The organism is Endozoicomonas sp. G2_1 (assembly GCF_017744155.1).
Taxonomy (GTDB): domain Bacteria; phylum Pseudomonadota; class Gammaproteobacteria; order Enterobacterales; family Alteromonadaceae; genus JAGHQT01.
The window spans coordinates 313872-331195 of the sequence record NZ_JAGHQT010000003.1; the positions used below are offsets into that span (position 1 = coordinate 313872).

Annotated in this window: 15 protein-coding genes; 11 read left to right on the top strand and 4 right to left on the bottom strand. The window is 43.8% G+C overall.

Annotated features, from left to right (window positions below; all coding sequences use genetic code 11):
• The gene (gene dld / locus J7384_RS06520) at positions 1–1710 is read right to left on the bottom strand and encodes a D-lactate dehydrogenase (RefSeq protein WP_209112270.1); all 1710 of its coding nucleotides are present in this window, start codon (positions 1708–1710) and stop codon (positions 1–3) included.
• A 555-nt stretch (positions 1711–2265) separates the two neighbouring features.
• On the opposite strand from dld, the gene coxB reads away from it, so the two are divergent.
• Genes coxB through J7384_RS06540 form a run of 4 tightly spaced genes read left to right on the top strand, consistent with a single transcriptional unit; the run spans position 2266 to position 6971 of the window.
• Complete coding sequence (coxB, locus tag J7384_RS06525; protein ID WP_348523848.1) at positions 2266–3870, top strand: cytochrome c oxidase subunit II; 1605 nt, start codon at positions 2266–2268, stop codon at positions 3868–3870.
• Between the two features lie 12 nt (positions 3871–3882).
• The gene (gene ctaD, locus J7384_RS06530; RefSeq protein ID WP_209112272.1) at positions 3883–5481 is read left to right on the top strand and encodes a cytochrome c oxidase subunit I; all 1599 of its coding nucleotides are present in this window, start codon (positions 3883–3885) and stop codon (positions 5479–5481) included.
• A 12-nt stretch (positions 5482–5493) separates the two neighbouring features.
• Positions 5494–6048 carry a cytochrome c oxidase assembly protein gene (locus J7384_RS06535; RefSeq protein WP_209112273.1) on the top strand — a complete coding sequence of 185 codons (555 nt, stop codon included), beginning with the start codon at positions 5494–5496 and terminating at the stop codon, positions 6046–6048.
• A 35-nt stretch (positions 6049–6083) separates the two neighbouring features.
• On the top strand, positions 6084–6971 hold the full coding sequence (locus tag J7384_RS06540; RefSeq protein ID WP_348523849.1) for a cytochrome c oxidase subunit 3: 888 nt from the start codon (positions 6084–6086) through the stop codon (positions 6969–6971).
• A 29-nt stretch (positions 6972–7000) separates the two neighbouring features.
• On the opposite strand, the gene J7384_RS06545 is transcribed toward J7384_RS06540, so the two are convergent.
• Positions 7001–7231, bottom strand: coding sequence for a DUF2909 domain-containing protein (locus J7384_RS06545; protein ID WP_280636323.1), 231 nt, complete (start codon positions 7229–7231; stop codon positions 7001–7003).
• Positions 7232–7263: 32 nt separating this feature from the next.
• Between J7384_RS06545 and J7384_RS06550 the strand changes: the two genes are divergently transcribed.
• Genes J7384_RS06550 through J7384_RS06570 form a run of 5 tightly spaced genes read left to right on the top strand, consistent with a single transcriptional unit; the run spans position 7264 to position 11322 of the window.
• Positions 7264–8049, top strand: coding sequence for an SURF1 family protein (locus J7384_RS06550; protein ID WP_209112277.1), 786 nt, complete (start codon positions 7264–7266; stop codon positions 8047–8049).
• Positions 8050–8051: 2 nt separating this feature from the next.
• The gene (locus J7384_RS06555; RefSeq protein ID WP_209112279.1) at positions 8052–8732 is read left to right on the top strand and encodes an SCO family protein; all 681 of its coding nucleotides are present in this window, start codon (positions 8052–8054) and stop codon (positions 8730–8732) included.
• Positions 8733–9725, top strand: coding sequence for a COX15/CtaA family protein (locus J7384_RS06560; protein WP_209112281.1), 993 nt, complete (start codon positions 8733–8735; stop codon positions 9723–9725).
• A gap of 9 nt (positions 9726–9734) precedes the next feature.
• The gene (gene cyoE / locus J7384_RS06565; protein ID WP_209112283.1) at positions 9735–10655 is read left to right on the top strand and encodes a heme o synthase; all 921 of its coding nucleotides are present in this window, start codon (positions 9735–9737) and stop codon (positions 10653–10655) included.
• Between the two features lie 34 nt (positions 10656–10689).
• On the top strand, positions 10690–11322 hold the full coding sequence (locus J7384_RS06570) for an SCO family protein (protein WP_209112285.1): 633 nt from the start codon (positions 10690–10692) through the stop codon (positions 11320–11322).
• A 16-nt stretch (positions 11323–11338) separates the two neighbouring features.
• Here the strand turns inward: J7384_RS06570 and J7384_RS06575 are convergent, their stop codons facing one another.
• Positions 11339–12460: a polysaccharide deacetylase family protein gene (locus tag J7384_RS06575; protein WP_209112287.1), complete on the bottom strand. Its 1122-nt coding sequence runs from the start codon at positions 12458–12460 to the stop codon at positions 11339–11341.
• 95 nt (positions 12461–12555) lie between these two features.
• Between J7384_RS06575 and J7384_RS06580 the strand changes: the two genes are divergently transcribed.
• Positions 12556–13890 (top strand): MATE family efflux transporter, encoded by a 1335-nt coding sequence (locus J7384_RS06580; protein ID WP_209112289.1) that lies wholly within the window; start codon positions 12556–12558, stop codon positions 13888–13890.
• 93 nt (positions 13891–13983) lie between these two features.
• Here J7384_RS06580 and nfuA read toward each other — a convergent pair whose 3' ends face one another.
• Positions 13984–14562: a Fe-S biogenesis protein NfuA gene (gene nfuA, locus J7384_RS06585; protein ID WP_209112291.1), complete on the bottom strand. Its 579-nt coding sequence runs from the start codon at positions 14560–14562 to the stop codon at positions 13984–13986.
• A 197-nt stretch (positions 14563–14759) separates the two neighbouring features.
• Between nfuA and J7384_RS06590 the strand changes: the two genes are divergently transcribed.
• The gene (locus J7384_RS06590; RefSeq protein WP_209112293.1) at positions 14760–17324 is read left to right on the top strand and encodes a M14 family zinc carboxypeptidase; all 2565 of its coding nucleotides are present in this window, start codon (positions 14760–14762) and stop codon (positions 17322–17324) included.

Here is a 17324-nt window from a genome sequence, read left to right on the forward strand (position 1 = left end):
TTATTCGGATTCAGCCCAATGTTTACACTTACTCGTTTTACCAATACCAGGATTAAATGAGTTGGTAGGGTCGAGCTTTTTGTAAAATGCTTTTAACTCGTCTTTAGCCGAGTATTCGTGGCCAACATTGTGTTCAGCCGGGTATTCAGCGCCACGTGCGTCGAAAGTTGCAAGAATTTGATTCTTCACTTTTTTGGCATCAACGCCTTTTTTCAAGATGTAGTTCTGGTGCATTACGTGACAGAACAAGTGCCCGTAGTAGAGTTTAACGGCGATTTGATCGTCAAGCTCTTTGGGCAGTGTTTCAAACCACTCTTTTTCATTGCGTGGAAAAGCAACATCAATTGTCATTACTGAGCCGAGTTCGTTGGCTTTCATTGCATGCATACGGCCGATTGCACCACCGGCAACAAAGCGATGTAAAATGGCTTTATCACCTTCTTCTTGCGTACATTCGAAATAATCGCCTTCGTTATTTTTGAAAAACTCGCTGAGATACTGCCTGGCTTCATCGACACCGCCACCGCTCATTTCAACAATCCAATGATGTTCGTATTGATCTCGGTAAGCTTCCATTCTTTTAGGAAGGTGGTTTGGCCATAAGTAGCTCATGTATTGCATGATTTTGTCAGAGAACTTACTTGGCAAAAATTTAAACTTATCTGCAATGCGGTCAACGCTACGTTTCATGGCAAACATTTTCGGAATGTATTTTGCGCCTAATTTGTCGATAACGATAAACGTATCTTTGCCGTATTTTTTTGATGCATCGTAACAACCTCTGTGTAAATACTCACCAGATACTGGCAAAGTTTCAAATTTTGACAGCATATCGCGACGAATTTGCGCAAGTACACCTGGGTCATTGGTACCAACATAAAACACTTGTTGTTTTTCTGGAATTGGGAAAGTGTCTAGACGAACGGCAAACACAGCGAGTTTACCGGCACAACCCGAAGCCTCGTGCAAACGGCGGCCATCGTTGTTAAAGCGCGATGGTGTTGGCTCATCGATTTGGCGAACACGTTCTTGATACTCGTTATCTGATGCTCGCAGCTCACCATATTCAACATCAGTTTCGCGGTAATTTTGTTTTTGTAGGTTATCCAGTATTTGTTCTGGCTCGTCACCTAAGTGAATACCAATGTTGTTCACCAGTGATAAGTTACCTGCATCATCTATTTGAGCATACAGAGCCAACTCGGTATACGCTGGGCCTCTTTGTACTAAGGCGCCGCCTGAGTTATTACAAATACCACCAACGATTGAGGCGCCAATACACGACGAACCAATCACTGAATGTGGTTCGCGACCATAAGGTTTGAGTTTGTCTTCTAAGCCAAACAAGGTACTACCCGCTAAGCCGACAATCTGTTTGCCTTGGTCGATCAACTGAATATCGTCGATACGCATGGTACTGATAATAACGATAGGACGATCGTAATTGTTGCCGTCAGGCGTTGAGCCGCCAGTTAGCCCAGTATTGGCGGCTTGCATGATGACAATAACATCGGCAGCGACACAGGCCTTTAATACGCGCCAAATTTCGACGAGCGTCGCAGGTCTAACAACCGCCATTGCTTCACCTGAGCCAAAGCGAAACCCCTTGCTATAAGGTTGTATTTTAGCTTGTTCGGTAAGCGTGTAGCTCGCACCGACAATGGTTTTCAGATCTTGGATCAGGGAATCTTTTGCAGAGTTGTCAGCCATGGAAAGTCTCAGGTAAAAAATCGAATAATTGCTTGGCGATATTATATCCAAAAGCGCAGCTAAGATGCGAATAATACTGTGCTATAAATCATAACTTCTGGTCTTCAATCTTAACTACTACGCTATTTAGTTTCGCCGATAAAATTTTATTTAATTGATTTCTCGCTTTTTATTTTTTTGCTCTATGCTTAGTTTGAGTGGAGTAATAATTTTTTTGCAAAATTTTACAGCGTTAGAATTTGCCTTGAACGAATTGTGTACAGTAGCTGTGTTAGGTGCTAGAGAATGTTTTAGAGCGCTTACTCTACTGAAATTGTTGGCTTTTTTGGGTTTTTGTTTGAAAAAAAAGGCTAGACCTCAATAAAAAATTAGGTAATTCTAGGTTAGAAAATAAACAATAATAAAAAATTATAACAATAAAAATATCGGCAACGTAGGCGCTAACTTCATCTTACGTTGCAGTCAAAAACAAAATCACTTTTCCGTCGTTAAAGAACTCTGTTCTGCCGTTCGGGTTGGGCTTTTGTTTTGCATTGTGGGCAGAGGAGATGTCGAGTGAAAAGACGTAACCTAGGTTGGCTGTTGATGGGAACTACACTTTCCTTTTCGGCCTGGGCAGAAATGCAATTGAATTTAACCGAGGGAGTTACCGCAATCAGCAAGGAAGTCTATGACTTGCACATGCTGGTACTCTACATTTGTACGGTTATAGGCATCGTCGTATTTGGTGCTATGTTTTGGTCTATGGTGTTTCACCGAAAATCTAAAGGCGTTAAGCCGGCCGATTTTCACGAAAGCACAAAAGTTGAAATACTGTGGACCGCAATTCCCATCGTAATTTTGATCGCTATGGCAATTCCCGCCACCAAAACGCTGATCGAAATGGAAAACAACGACGATTCAGATATTACCATCCAAGTCACTGGTTCTCAGTGGAAATGGCACTACAAATACTTTGACCAAGGCGTAGAGTTCTATTCCGTGTTGTCAACGCCGAGAGAGCAGTTCGATAACCGAGAAGGCGAGCCTATTGCCAAAGGCGACAATTACTTATTGGAAGTCGACAAGCCATTGGTTATTCCGACTAATAAAAAAGTCCGTTTCTTAATTACCTCTGACGATGTCATTCACTCTTGGTGGGTACCGGCGTTTGCCGTTAAGCAAGATGCCAACCCGGGGTTCATTAATGAAGCATGGACTAAGGTTGATAAACCTGGCACCTATCGCGGCCAATGTGCGGAGCTGTGTGGTAAAGACCACGGTTACATGCCTGTTGTTGTCGAAGTGAAAAGTGAAGCTGATTATGACGCTTGGCTTGCTGAGCAAAAAGCCTTGATTGCACAAGCGGCGGAAGCTGAAAAGCAATCGCTTTCAGCAGACGCTTCTATGGACGAGCTTATGAGCTTAGGTGAAACCACCTACATCGCTTATTGTGCCGCTTGTCACCAACCCGGTGGCGGTGGTTTACCCCCTGCTTTTCCAGCACTTAAAGGCAGTAATATTGCAACAACAACTGATTTGATCGGCGAGCACATTGACATTGTGCTCAACGGTAAAAATGCCATGCCCGCGTTTGGTAAGCAATTATCACTAAAAGAAATTGCCGCGGTTGTTACCTATGAGCGCAATGCTTGGGGTAATGACACTGGCGAGACGGTTCAAGCATCAGATGTTAATGCACAAGCCGGTGGAGCAAGTGCTAATGCTGACAATACCGGTGGCTTGGTTGAAGCAGCTGCACAAACGGTGGCTAGTGTCGAAGAAAATGTTGCCGAAGTAGTTGAACAGGTCGCAGAAGTAGCAACAGCTAAAACTGAAGATCTGAGCAAGGTTTACACTATGGATGAGTTGATGACAAAAGGCGAGCAGGTATACAACACCGCTTGTAGTGCATGTCATCAAGCCTCTGGTATGGGATTACCGCCAGCGTTCCCGGCCTTAAAAGACAGTCCAATTGCGCTAGGTGATGTCACTAAACACGTTGATATTGTTGTTAACGGCAGTGCGACTAATCCGGCAATGGCAGCGTTTGGTGCCAGTTTATCGGCCACTGATATCGCGGCAGTTGTCACTTTTGAACGCAATGCTTGGGGTAACAATACCGGCGATACAGTGCAGCCAAGTGACGTTGCAAAACTAAAACAAGCAAGTGCGAAGTAGGAGGGCATTGAAATGACGACTGAAACGATTAGCCATGATTCGCACGACGACGCTCACGACCATCATGATCACAAAATGACTGGCATTAAGCGCTGGTTGTTTACCACTAACCACAAAGATATCGGTTCTATGTATCTTTGGTTTTCATTCATTATGCTGCTAACTGGCGGTGCAATGGCTATGGTCATTCGCGCTGAGCTGTTCCAGCCGGGTTTGCAAATTATCTCACCTGACTTTTTCAACCAGATGACCACAGTACACGGCTTGATCATGGTTTTTGGTGCGATTATGCCGGCCTTTACTGGCTTGGCAAACTGGATGATTCCAATGATGATTGGCGCGCCAGATATGGCTTTGCCACGCCTCAACAACTGGAGCTTTTGGATTTTGCCCTTTGCCTTTACGATTTTGTTATCGTCGTTCTTTATGGCTGGTGGTGCACCAAACTTTGGTTGGACTTTTTATGCACCGTTGTCGACGACTTATAGTAACGGCAGTACCGCGTTTTTCGTGTTTGCGGTTCACATTATGGGCATTTCATCCATTATGGGGGCGATTAATATTGTCGTCACTATTATGAATATGCGCGCGCCGGGCATGACCTACATGAAGATGCCATTGTTCGTCTGGACCTTCTTCATCACCGCATATTTATTGGTGGCGGTAATGCCAGTATTAGCCGGTGTCGTTACTATGGTGCTAACAGATACTTATTTTGGTACTAGCTTCTTTGATGCCGCCGGTGGTGGCGACCCTGTGATGTTCCAGCATATTTTCTGGTTCTTTGGTCACCCCGAAGTTTACATCATGATTTTGCCAGCCTTTGGCATTGTCTCTACCACGATTCCAGCTTTTTCACGCAAGAAGCTGTTTGGTTACAGCTCAATGGTATACGCGACTGCATCGATTGCGTTCCTGTCATTTATCGTCTGGGCGCATCATATGTTTACCACAGGCATGCCACTCTTCGGTGAGCTGTTCTTTATGTACTGTACTATGCTGATAGCAGTGCCGACTGGGGTGAAAGTGTTTAACTGGGTCGCGACTATGTGGCGCGGAGCAATCACCTTTGAGACCCCGATGCTGTTTTCAATCGCCTTTGTAATCCTGTTTACCATTGGTGGTTTCTCTGGCTTGATGTTGGCGCTGACGCCAGTCGACTTTCAGTACCACGATACTTACTTTGTCGTTGCTCACTTCCATTATGTCTTAGTGACGGGGGCGCTGTTCTCAATTTATGCAGGTGTTTACTATTGGTTGCCTAAGTGGACCGGCTACATGTTTGATGAAACCTTGAGTAAAGCGCATTTTTGGTGTTCATTAATTTCGGTTAACGTTTTGTTTTTCCCAATGCACTTTTTGGGGTTAGCAGGTATGCCGCGCCGAATTCCAGACTACGCCTTGCAGTTTGCCGACTTTAACAAGTGGGTCAGTATTGGCGGTTTTGCCTTTGGTTTATCACAGCTAATTTTCCTCGCCGTAGTGATCAAATGTATTCGCGGCGGTAAACAAGCTGAGGCTAAACCTTGGGATGGTGCAGAAGGTTTAGAGTGGACAGTGGCTAGCCCGGCACCCTATCACACCTTTGAAAAGCCGCCTAAAGTCGACTAATCGAGGATAAGCATGACTGCGCCGAATCAAACAGGTCTCGACCCAAGAGTTAAGAAAACACTAACGCGTTTAGTGTTGGGGGTCTTTGCCATGTTTGGTTTCGGTTTTGCCTTGGTGCCATTGTACGACGTTTTTTGTGACATCACTGGCCTCAATGGCAAAACCAATACCCAAGCGGCTCAATACAGTGTCGAAGGTGTCGACAAAGAGCGTTTGGTGACGGTGCAGTTTATCAGCCGCATGGCGAAGGGAATTCCATGGCAATTCGAGCCTATGGTGCGCGAAATTAAAGTGCATCCGGGTGAGCGAAAAGTGGTTAAGTTTTTCGCAAAAAACGAAGCGCAGCGAGACATTATTGGCCAAGCTGTACCTTCAGTATCACCGGGCCAAGCGGCGTTATATTTTCAAAAAATTGAGTGTTTTTGTTTTAATCATCAACCGCTAAAGGGGCAAGAATCGATTGAAATGGCACTGCAATTTTATGTTGACCCTGAGTTGCCAAAAGACATCTCAACACTGACCTTGTCATACACGTTGTACGACATCACCGCCAGTGTTGGCAAGTAGTCTAGCGGCTTAGCGTCAACGGACAACGGGGAATAATGATGACAACAAAACAATATGAAAGTTATTACGTACCTGCACAAAGTCATTGGCCAATTGTTGGTGCAGTGGCACTTTTTTTAATTGCTGTCGGTGCTGGTCAATACGTTTCAACGCTTGCCAGTGAACAAAGTAGCTGGGGTGGTTGGGTTTTACTCGCCGGTATCGCTTTAATCATTTACATGGTTTTCGGCTGGTTTGGCAATGTTATTAACGAGTCGATGGCGGGTAAATACTCGGCGCAAATGGACGGCTCATTTAAACAAGGGATGAGTTGGTTTATCTTCTCTGAAGTGATGTTCTTTGCCGCCTTTTTTGGCGCCTTATTTTACGCCCGTGTTTTTGCGGTACCTTGGTTAGATGGCGCTGGCAACAATGCGATGACAGGGGCCGTGTTATGGCCTGAATTCACCGCCACTTGGCCATTGATTAAGACCCCTGATGGCACTGAAACAACGGGCATGGGCTGGTATGGCTTACCCCTAATCAACACTATTTTGTTATTGACCTCTTCAGTCACAGCTCATTTTGCCCATGTCGCATTGGAGCAAAACAAACGCCCGCAGTTGAAAGCTTGGCTCGGGTTGACCATTGTGCTTGGTGTTATCTTTCTCAGTTTACAAGTGTTGGAATATGCCCACGGTTATTCCGATGAAATGAAGTTGTACTTAGACAGTGGTATTTACGGCAACACCTTTTACATGCTAACCGGCTTTCACGGCTTACATGTGACCTTAGGTACCATCATGTTGTTTGTCGTGTTTTTAAGAGTTTTAAAAGGGCATTTTACCCCTGAGAACCACTTTGCCTTTCAAGCGGCCAGTTGGTATTGGCACTTTGTTGATGTTGTTTGGGTTGGTTTATTTATTTTTGTTTACATCATTTAACTGAGTTTACGTAAATTACAACAGCTCAGTTAACGAGGTGTTGGATTGGGGGTGATCAGTCCGGTAGCAATAGCGACTAACAGACTGATGACAATGATCACCGAGATCAAGACCCGACGGCCGATGTATTTCGACATTTTTGGTTGTGATGAACTAGGCTGACTTGGATCGTGTTTATTCATAATAATCAGCGCTTTAAATAAATTGAAAATCATAAAAAAAAGCGCCGCAACAAGTAGGATTTTAAACAGTATTAGCATAGGTAATTGCTCTGTGTTGATGTTATTAACTAATGTTACTAATTAATGTTTTTCGGCAACTACAACAGGTTCTTTCGCCGTTATTTTTAGCTAAACATTGGCTATGGGTGATATTTACCTTGCTGGTTTTTGGTGGATTAATCAAGCTTTCTCATTGGCAACATCAGCGCGCGCAAGAAAAGTCGGCGCGCTTGATTAGGATTGCTGAGTATAGCCAACAACAAGCGCTGAGTTTGAATGAGTTGGCGGTACTACAAAAACGCAATGAGCAAATTAATGATTTACCGCTTGCGCTGACCGGACAATTTATTCAGGGACAAAGTTTATTGCTTGATAATCAAGTTCATCAAGGACAACTTGGCTATCGAGTGTTGCAATTATTTGTCACTGATTTCGGTAATGTTTTGGTTAATTTAGGTTGGATTAAAGGCAGTAAAAATCGCGATTATATTCCTGAGGTGACTGACTTTCACGGCCGCATCTCGATTACTGGCAACGTCCGTTTAGTTGAACTAGGCGTAATGTTAACGCCGCAACAATTTATTCAAGGACAATGGCCGCAGCGCATTCAGCAGATAGAGCTGGATAAAATTGCCGAGTTATACCAAGTAGAGTTAATGCCTTTTGTCCTGTATTTAGACCAAGAGCAAAATATCGGCTTCACCAAACAATGGCAGCCAATTGTGATGCCGCCAGAAAAACACCAAGCTTATGCTTTTCAATGGTTTTGTTTGGCAATCGCTTGGTTAATCTTGATGTTAACTCTCGCGGTGAAAGTTAGTTCAGCAGCGAATTCTTCTATAGCTTCAGAGGAGTGATAATGACGTCAACTCAGCTAGATACTAAGCCTTATGATAAGCACAATCAAAAACCTAATAATGAAAAAGTAACTAAATCGAGGCGCAGCTTTGTTCTATTATTAGCGGTTTTTATTGTTCCCGTGGTTTTAGCGAAACTGGCGCTTGAACTGCAATGGTTTAACTATGGCGTTACTAACAAAGGTCAACTGTATGATAAGCCGTTGTCTATGGCTGAACTCGGTTTTAGCCAAGACTTTAAGCAAAAATGGTTACTGCTTTACAGAATGCCGAGTACTTGTCAGCAAACCTGTTTAGCGACTCTACAAAGCATACAAAATACCTATACTGCATTGGGACGAGAAGTACCAAGAGTGACCCCCGTGTTATTGACCACTGAAGCGATGGCAGATCAAGTAGCACAAAAACTACCATCGGCAAAATGGCAAATATTGGTTGATACACCAGAGAGTGCTGTAAAGCTTGGCAACGAACAAGTGGTGATCGTTGACGCGCTCGGTAATCTGGTTTTGCATCACTCAATTCCTGACATGGTTATTGCGACTAGCGGTAGTAATGAAGCTCGTGATCAAGCTCATAATCAAGTAATGGTCGAACAGCAGCGCGCCCAGAAACTGGCGAGTTTTGGCAAATTAGTGTTGGCTGATTTCAAGAAATTGTTGAAGTATTCGAGGATTGGTTAGATGGTATTGATGCGCAGATTAGTGTTAACCGCAATAGTGCTGGCTTTGTTGGTGGTCAGCTTGGGTGCTTTTACTCGTTTGACTCATGCTGGGCTTGGTTGCCCTGATTGGCCTGGTTGTTATGGGCTGATCGATGTACCGCAAACCAGTCAAGAAATAGCTAAAGCGGAACAAGCCTTTCCTGAGCGACCAGTTGAACAGCAAAAAGCGTGGAATGAGATGATTCATCGTTATTTTGCCGGCAGCTTAGGATTACTGATTTTGGCTATTGCTATTCTTGCGATAAAAAATCGTCGGCAAGGGACGCCAGTTATGCTGCCAATGGCGCTGCTGGCCTTAGTGACTTTTCAGGCGGCACTGGGCATGTGGACAGTGACCATGAAATTGATGCCAGTGGTCGTTATGGGACATTTACTGGGCGGTATTACCACCTTGTGTTTATTGCATTTACTCTATTTACGGCTAAAGCCCTATCGGGTACCCGGTGGCGATACTCATATTAAACGATACGCAAAATTTGGTGTTATCGGTATTGTTATTCTAACTGCACAAATAGCACTTGGTGGCTGGACATCGTCTAACTATGCTGCTTTGACCTGTACTGAGTTACCTATTTGTCAGTCTGGTTGGCTTGAACAACTTACCTTTACCGATTCTTTTGATTTGATACCGCCTGAGCGTGAAAGTTACGAATTTGGCCACCTCGATCACGCATCACGGGTGACCATTCACGTTATGCACCGAATTGGCGCTATTGTTACCGCACTTTACTTGGGTTGGTTGGCCTTTGTTTTGTTTAGCCGGGCGCAAAGCCAATTTTTTAAAAGTGCAGCGCTTGGCCTAGCCATTATTTTATTGGTACAAGTGAGTCTTGGTGTGAGTAATGTTTGGTTTTCACTACCCTTGTCGGTTGCCGTTAGTCACAATGTTGTCGCGGCCTGCTTGATGATGATTTTGATTACTTTGACTTATAGCCTAAAACGAAAAATATAGGGGGCGCTGATGAAAGCAACAACTGTTAACGCAAGCGCTGGCATTGATCGCCAGCTAACCAAAGCGAGTTGGCGTGATTATTATCAAATAACTAAACCCAGAGTGGTTGCACTTTTGGTATTGACTGCTTTAGTGGGCATGAGTTTGGCAGTGCCTGGTACTATCCCATGGCAAGTGCTAATTCCCGCTATTTTGGGCATTGGTTTACTATCATCTGCAGCGGCGGCTATTAATCACATCGTTGATCAGCGCATTGATAGCATGATGGCGCGCACTCACAATCGACCAATGCCAAATGGCCGTATTAGTCAAACCAGTGCGATTACCTTTGCTGTCGTGCTGGCGTTACTGGGCTTTGTCATGCTCTTTTATTGGGTAAACCCGCTGACCGCTTGGCTGACCTTTTCTGGTTTAGTGGGGTACAGCTTTGTTTATACCATGTACTTAAAGCGAGCAACGCCACAAAATATCACGATTGGCGGTTTAGCCGGGGCAATACCACCATTACTAGGCTGGACAGCGGTAACCAATGAAATTCACGGCAATGCACTGTTGTTAGTGCTGATTATTTTTACTTGGACACCGCCGCACTTTTGGGCACTAGCGATTCATCGTCGCGACGACTATGCCAAAGTTAACATTCCAATGTTACCGGTGACCCATGGCATCGAATTTACCAAAACCCAAATCCTCCTTTATACTTTATTGCTGTTTGTCGTTTGTCTGCTGCCTTATCTTGTCGGAATGAGTAATTGGCTTTATTTATTGTCGGCAGTTGTGCTCAATGGAGTTTTCCTCGCCTATGCGTGGCAGCTGAAATTTCACGCCCAAGCCAATACTGCAATGGCGACTTTTAAGTTTTCTATCATTCATTTAATGCTATTATTTATCGCATTATTGTTAGATCACTATTTACTGCCGTTGCCATAAGTCAGTAATTTTCGATAGTAGTAGGCTGAGTGAAATGAAAAATTTGTTGTTGGTGTTAATTGCTGGTGCAGCGATAGTTGCTGGTGTTTTGGTGTTTAATTCGGTGAACAAAACACCAGCGCCGGAACATGCTTTGTATTATCAGCAGCCGAGAGTTATTAAACCGTTCACCCTGTCGGATCACAAAGGACAAGCGTTTGGTAACAGTGAACTAAAGGGTAAATGGTCGTGGTTTTTTCTCGGTTATACTTCGTGTCCAGATATTTGCCCTACGACGCTACAAGAGCTCAATTTTGCCTATCCAGAATTGCAGAAAATAGCTGATAACAATCAAGTCTTGTTAGTTACTGTTGATCCCAAACGAGACAGCCAAGACAAACTCGCTCAATACATTCGCTATTTTCACCCAGATTTTGTCGCGTTGCGTGGGGATCACAGTGCTTTGTTTCCATTCGCGCGCAACTTGGGGTTGATGTATGCCATTGCTGGTGATGAAGCTGATGCAAATGCTAGCTATTTAGTCGATCACAGTGCGTCGATTGTCTTGACCAACCCCAATGGCGATATTGCCGCCATTTTCAAACCCAAGCACGAAGTGGGCAAAGTACCGACCATTAATGCCGATAACCTGATCAGTGATTTTGCTAAAATTGTTGCTGGTTACTAAAAGTTAACACTGCAAACTACAGTGGATACCACTCGCCGTTGGGCTTTAAGACAAACCAAGGTTTTGAGTACCAGTAAAATCTGCCCGGTTTACTCAAACTAGGTGCGGTACAGTTGCTGCGTACGCGACCACTTGGCAAAGGTTTACTAAAGTTTATCGTGAAACTGGTATTGTCTTGCCAATGCAGTTTTTGACGACCTAAACCTGACACATAGCAGTTGACCTGATTGGGGTTGAAATCGTTAACTTCGATATTAAAAGTCGATGAGCGCTTTTCTTGATAGGGGAAAATAGTTTGCTGTTCAGCTGAATCGAAGCTGATGGTAAAGGCGAGGGAGTTTAACTTATCTCGCAAGCTCGCGATTTTGTCATACGGCTGTGATACCGGAAAGCGCGGTAGAATACTGGTATCTGTTGTTAAGCCAATAGCACCTGATTGCTGAGAAAAACCAACAAACCCGTGCTCAGTCAACCAAGTTTGTAGCGCTGGTGTGAATTCTCCGTACGGGTAAGCAAAGTAACGCCAATTAGCGCCGGTTTTTTCTTTGATCAAACGCTCAGACTTCATTAACAATTCAGTTTGCAGTGTTAACCAGTCTTGTTCGTTAATATTGCTTGGTTTGCGCGCCAGTGAATCGTGGTAGTAACCGTGATTAGCAATGATCACGTTTTGCTCCGCGAGGCTTTTAAGCTCGTCCCAAGTTAAATTACTTTTACTGTTTTTTTCGACAACCCCGGGATTAACAAAAATGGTATAGGGAAAATTGAACTGGTCTAAAATCGGTTTGGCGTTAGTTAAAATGTCGCGAAAAGCATCGTCAAAGGTGATGGCAACAGCGCGATCAGGCATGGGTTGTTGGTGCTTAATCGCATCGACAATTTCTGACAATGGCACCACTTTAAATTGGTTGTCGGCAAGGTATTGCAAGTGCGCGCGAAATTGGTCTGGGCTAATACTGGTACTTTTTGGTGTTTCACTACTGACGTGATGGTATTGCAAGACCACTGCGGCATAACTCGGCAAAGCAAAGCTGGCTAGTAATAGGGTTACTAAAGCGTTATTGCGCTGACTTTTTACCCATGTTTTTAGCCGATTGAATGGCAAGTAAGCAAATAATTTAGTGATAAAGTCAGGCATAATAGAGATCTTTATTGATAACGAATAGCAGCAGCGAGTAATGCGAAAAATAGCGCGATTTGGCGCAAAACTCTAGTGCTTTAGGAAGTTTATTTGTGGTAGCTCATTTTTTTGCTAATAAGTTTGGTCAAACCGAAGATCATCGCAAGCTGTTTGCTTTGGCGATTCCGATGATCTTATCCAATATCACGGTACCTCTACTTGGTTTGGTTGATACAGCGGTTATTGGCCATTTGTCCCATGCTTATTTTCTCGGTGGTAGCACGGTTGGTGCCATGATTATCACCTTTGTCACTTGGCTCTGTAGTTTTTTGCGGATGTCGACGACTGGTTTGGCAGCGCAGAGTTTTGGCGCCCAAAACAGCGAATTGAGTCAGTTAATTTTACTCAGAGGCTTACTGGTGGCATTCGCGTTAGGCGCGCTCATGATAATGCTGCAAAGTCCGTATTTGGATATTTCCTTAGCATTGGCGGGCGGTTCAGAACAAGTGCAGTTTTACGCACGTCAATACAGTGAAATACGGATTTGGGGATTACCTGCGGCGTTGGCCAACTTAGTGGTTTTAGGGTGGTTGCTCGGTCACCAAAAAACCAGAGCGGTGTTGGTTATTTTGCTGCTAACCAATAGTATTAATTTACTGTTGGATTTGTGGTTTGTCTTAGGTCTTGGTTGGCAGGTACAAGGTGTTGCGGCAGCGACCTTAGTGGCTGAGTATTCAGGTTTGTTGATCGGCTTAGCGGCGATTAAACAAGTTAAATTGTCATGGCGATTCAGTGAAAAAATTCATCAGTTGTTGTTTCAAAGTGCAGAGCTGATTCGCTATTTCAAACTCAATCGAGACATCTTAATTCGCACTCTGTGTTTAGAACTGTGCTTTGTTTTTATTACCTTTCAAGGCGCTCGCCTCGGTGATGATATTGTCGCGGCTAATGCAATCTTAATGAATTTTTTGTTGTTAATTTCCTTTGGTTTAGATGGTATTGCTAACGCCAGTGAGGCTATGGTTGGTGAAGCTAAAGGTGCTAACAACAACCGTCGACTAACAAAGCTAGTCAATGTAGGCCTGATGTGGAGCTTTGGTTTTGCCTGTGTTTACAGTTTGGCTTTTATTGTTTTTGGCGATTGGCTACTGAGTATGATTACCGATATCGACAGTGTTTTAACTGTTGCTAATCAGTATTTGCCGTGGTTAATGGCGTTACCTGTGTTAGCGTGCTGGTGCTTTTTATTTGACGGTGTTTATGTTGGATTGATGCTCGCGAAAATTATGCGCAACACTATGGTAATAGCGACCTTTGGCGGATTTTTCCCGTTGTGGTTTGCTTTACAGAGTTTTGGTAATCACGGTTTGTGGGCAGCGTTTTGTGGTTTTATGCTCGCGCGAGGAGTCAGTTTAGCTTGGCACTATTATCGTTATCAGTATCGCTAGCAGTAACTTTTTGAGGTTAGAAATTGACTTGGTGGGAAGTAAGCAGCGACATCTAAAAATTCTGTCGCTGCTGAAAATGTTATGTGCGAGTGATTAGTAGTATGAGTGCTCACCGCGTTGATGTTCGGTCATATCGCGAACGCCTTTGATTTCATCACCCATAATTTCAATCAATTGCTTTTCAATACCGTCTTTAACGGTTACGTCAATTTGACTACAGCCATTACAACCACCGCCAAATTGCAATACGGCATAACCATCTTCGGTAATTTCCATGAGTGTACATTCACCGCCATGGCCAGCTAATTGTGGATTTACTTCAGCTTGTAAAAAGTAGTTAACGCGATCGAATAGTGGTGCGTCATCAGCAACTTTACGCAATTTTGCGTTAGGCGCTTTTAAGGTTAACTGCGAACCCATTTGGTCGGTAACAAAATCAATTTCAGCTTCATCCAAAAAAGGTTTGCTATCTTTGTCGACAAAAGCCGAGAATTCATTGAATGTTAACTCAGTATCGTCAGGTTCAACGGCATCGGTCGGGCAATATGAAACGCCACACTCAGCGCTTGGGGTACCGGGGTTAACAACAAATACGCGAATGTTTGTGCCTTCGTCTTGTTGTGAAAGCAACTTAGCGAAATGCGCTTGTGCAGATTCTGATATATTGATCATAATGCTGAATACTCTCTATCAGGCGGTTTTGCTGCTGACTTGAGCAAATACCTTAGTAAATTGGTCAACTATGAGCATTTTACTCTGCATCGCAACGCTATGCTAGTAGAAGTTAATCAATATCGATAGGTCATTTGTGCTAAGCTAGTACAGTTTTGACTTAGTATTTACACGAATAATTATATGTGGGGGCTTACATGCAGGTGATGCGTGGATTGTTATTTTTTCTAATTGGCTTGCTGTCGACGGTATTAGTTTCGTTTCAGACATCAGCGCTACCCGTAGCTGATTACTTGCCAAAAGCGCAGCGTTATAACGCAGATATTCCGACACCGAAGCAGGTTTTAGGTGTTGAAATTGGCGAGCGTCATTTAATGCACTATCAAGTACTGCAGTATATGTCGGCGCTTGCTGAACGCTCTCCAAACATGATTAAAACTAGTATTGGCCGCACTGCACAGCATCGCGAACAAATTCTATTAACCATTTCTAGCCAGCAAAATCTCGATAATCTGTCTCAAATTTTGGCTCGTCGCAATGATGTTAGTAAGGTCAATGAAAACGACCCATTGGTTGTATGGCTCGGCTACAGTGTTCACGGTGATGAAATTTCAGGTACTCATGCGTCGCTTGCTGTCGCTTACCACCTAACAGCGAGCCAAAGCCCTGAAGTAAAGGCGTTACTCGACAATACTATTATTGTTATTGAACCAAGCTTAAACCCCGATGGTATGGACAGATTCGCCCAATGGGTGATGACTTATCGCAATACCAGCGATAATATCGACCCTTATCACAGCGAGCACAACCAAGGCTGGGTGAGTGGCCGTACTAACCACTTTTGGTTTGATTTAAATCGCGACTGGTTGTTGTTGTCACAACAAGAAACTCGCAATCGCATCAAGTATTTTTACCAATACCAACCGAATGTTTTGGGCGACTTCCATGAAATGGGACGCAACAGTACTTACTTCTTCCAACCTGGTATTCCAACTCGCACCCATCCGTTAACGTTACAGAAAAATACTGAACTAACTCAAGAGATTGCTAAGTTCCATGCAGCAGCACTAGACGGTAAAGATCGTTTATATGTTAGTGAAGAGAACTTTGACGATTTTTATTATGGCAAAGGTTCAACTTATCCAGATATCAATGGTGGCGTTGGTATTTTGTTTGAGCAAGCCAGTAGTCGCGGTTATCAAGTAGACACGATTAACGGTTTGCTGACCTTTGAATTTGGTATTCAAAACCAAGTGTTAACTTCATTGTCGACCCTAGCTGGCGCTACTGCTAACAGTAAAGCATTAAAGCAATATCGCTATGATTTTTATCAGCAGGGTGAGCAACAAGCGTCGAAAGAAAAGATTAGCGGCTACCTCGTTCACGAAGGTCATGACAACTTCCGCATGGCTGATTTTCTCGGTAAGTTAAAACAACACCACGTTGAAGCTTACCCTTTAACCTCTGATTATCGTCTTAATGATAAGGTCTACAGTAAAGCAACTAGCTATTTTATTCCGCTTGAACAAAAGCAATACCGAGTTGTAAAAGCACTATTTACCACAGAGACAGATTTCCAAGATAATACCTTTTACGACGTTTCCGGTTGGACATTGCCTTATGCAATGAACATTGAGTTTCAACCGATTACTCGCACTTGGGGTCTAAAGTGGTCTGAACAAGCTTGGCAATCAGCGCCAACTGAAACGGTCGAACTCGACCAAAATGCTTATGCCTATGCTTTCGAGTGGCATCATTTCTTGGCGCCTAAGCTACTGAACAAGTTATTGAGCCAAGGTATCAAGGCTCGAGTTGCTACTAAAGCATTTACCAGTGTGCTTGCTGGTGATAGTAAAGACTTTGCTTTAGGTACTATTGTTATTCCTGCGGGTATTCAAACAGAAGAAAATTGGCGCGACTTAGTGGCGAGCGCAGCCACTGAAGCGGGTATTGAAATTTTCAATATTAATACCGGTTTGACACCTAAGGGTGCTGATTTGGGCAGCCGGACGTTATTGCCAGTTGAGCCAGTTAAAGTGCTATTAGTAGGTGGTAATGGCGTGTCGCAATACGAAGCTGGCGAGATTCGTTTCTATCTTGATCAAATGCAAGGCATTCCAGTGTCTTTGGTTGAAAAATCGCGTTTGGCTCGAGTGAACTTAGCAGACTACAGCCATATTATCATGGTTAACGGTAACTACAGTGACTTGTCTAAGAAAACTGTTAACAAGCTCACCAATTGGGTGCGTGCTGGTGGTGTTTTGTTTGGTCAAAAGAGCGCTGCAAAATGGCTGGCTGAACAAGAAATTTTAAAAGCGAATTTTGTCAGTAAAAAACGCATTGATGAAATGTTCGCGACCGAAACGTTAACCTATCAAGACAAAGAATCTCTGGCCGCGCGCAAACGTATAGCAGGTGCAATTTACGGTACTAAACTCGATACCAGTCATCCTTTGGCCTATGGGTACACTGAACAAAACTTGCCGCTGTTTAAAAATAGTAGCTTAATCTTTGAAAAGCCAAATTCTCCATTTGTTGGCGTCGCGCAATATACCGCATCGCCATTACTGAGCGGTTACAGTGATCGCAATTTGGTCAACCAAGTGGCGAACAATGTTGCGTTATTGGGGCACAACTATGGTCAAGGGCGTGTTATTGCAAGTTCAGATGTTTTAGCGTTTCGCGGGTATTGGCTGGGCAGTGCAAAATTGCTTGCCAATAGCTTGTTCTTTGCTAAAGCGTTTGACGCCAAAGCGGAGTAA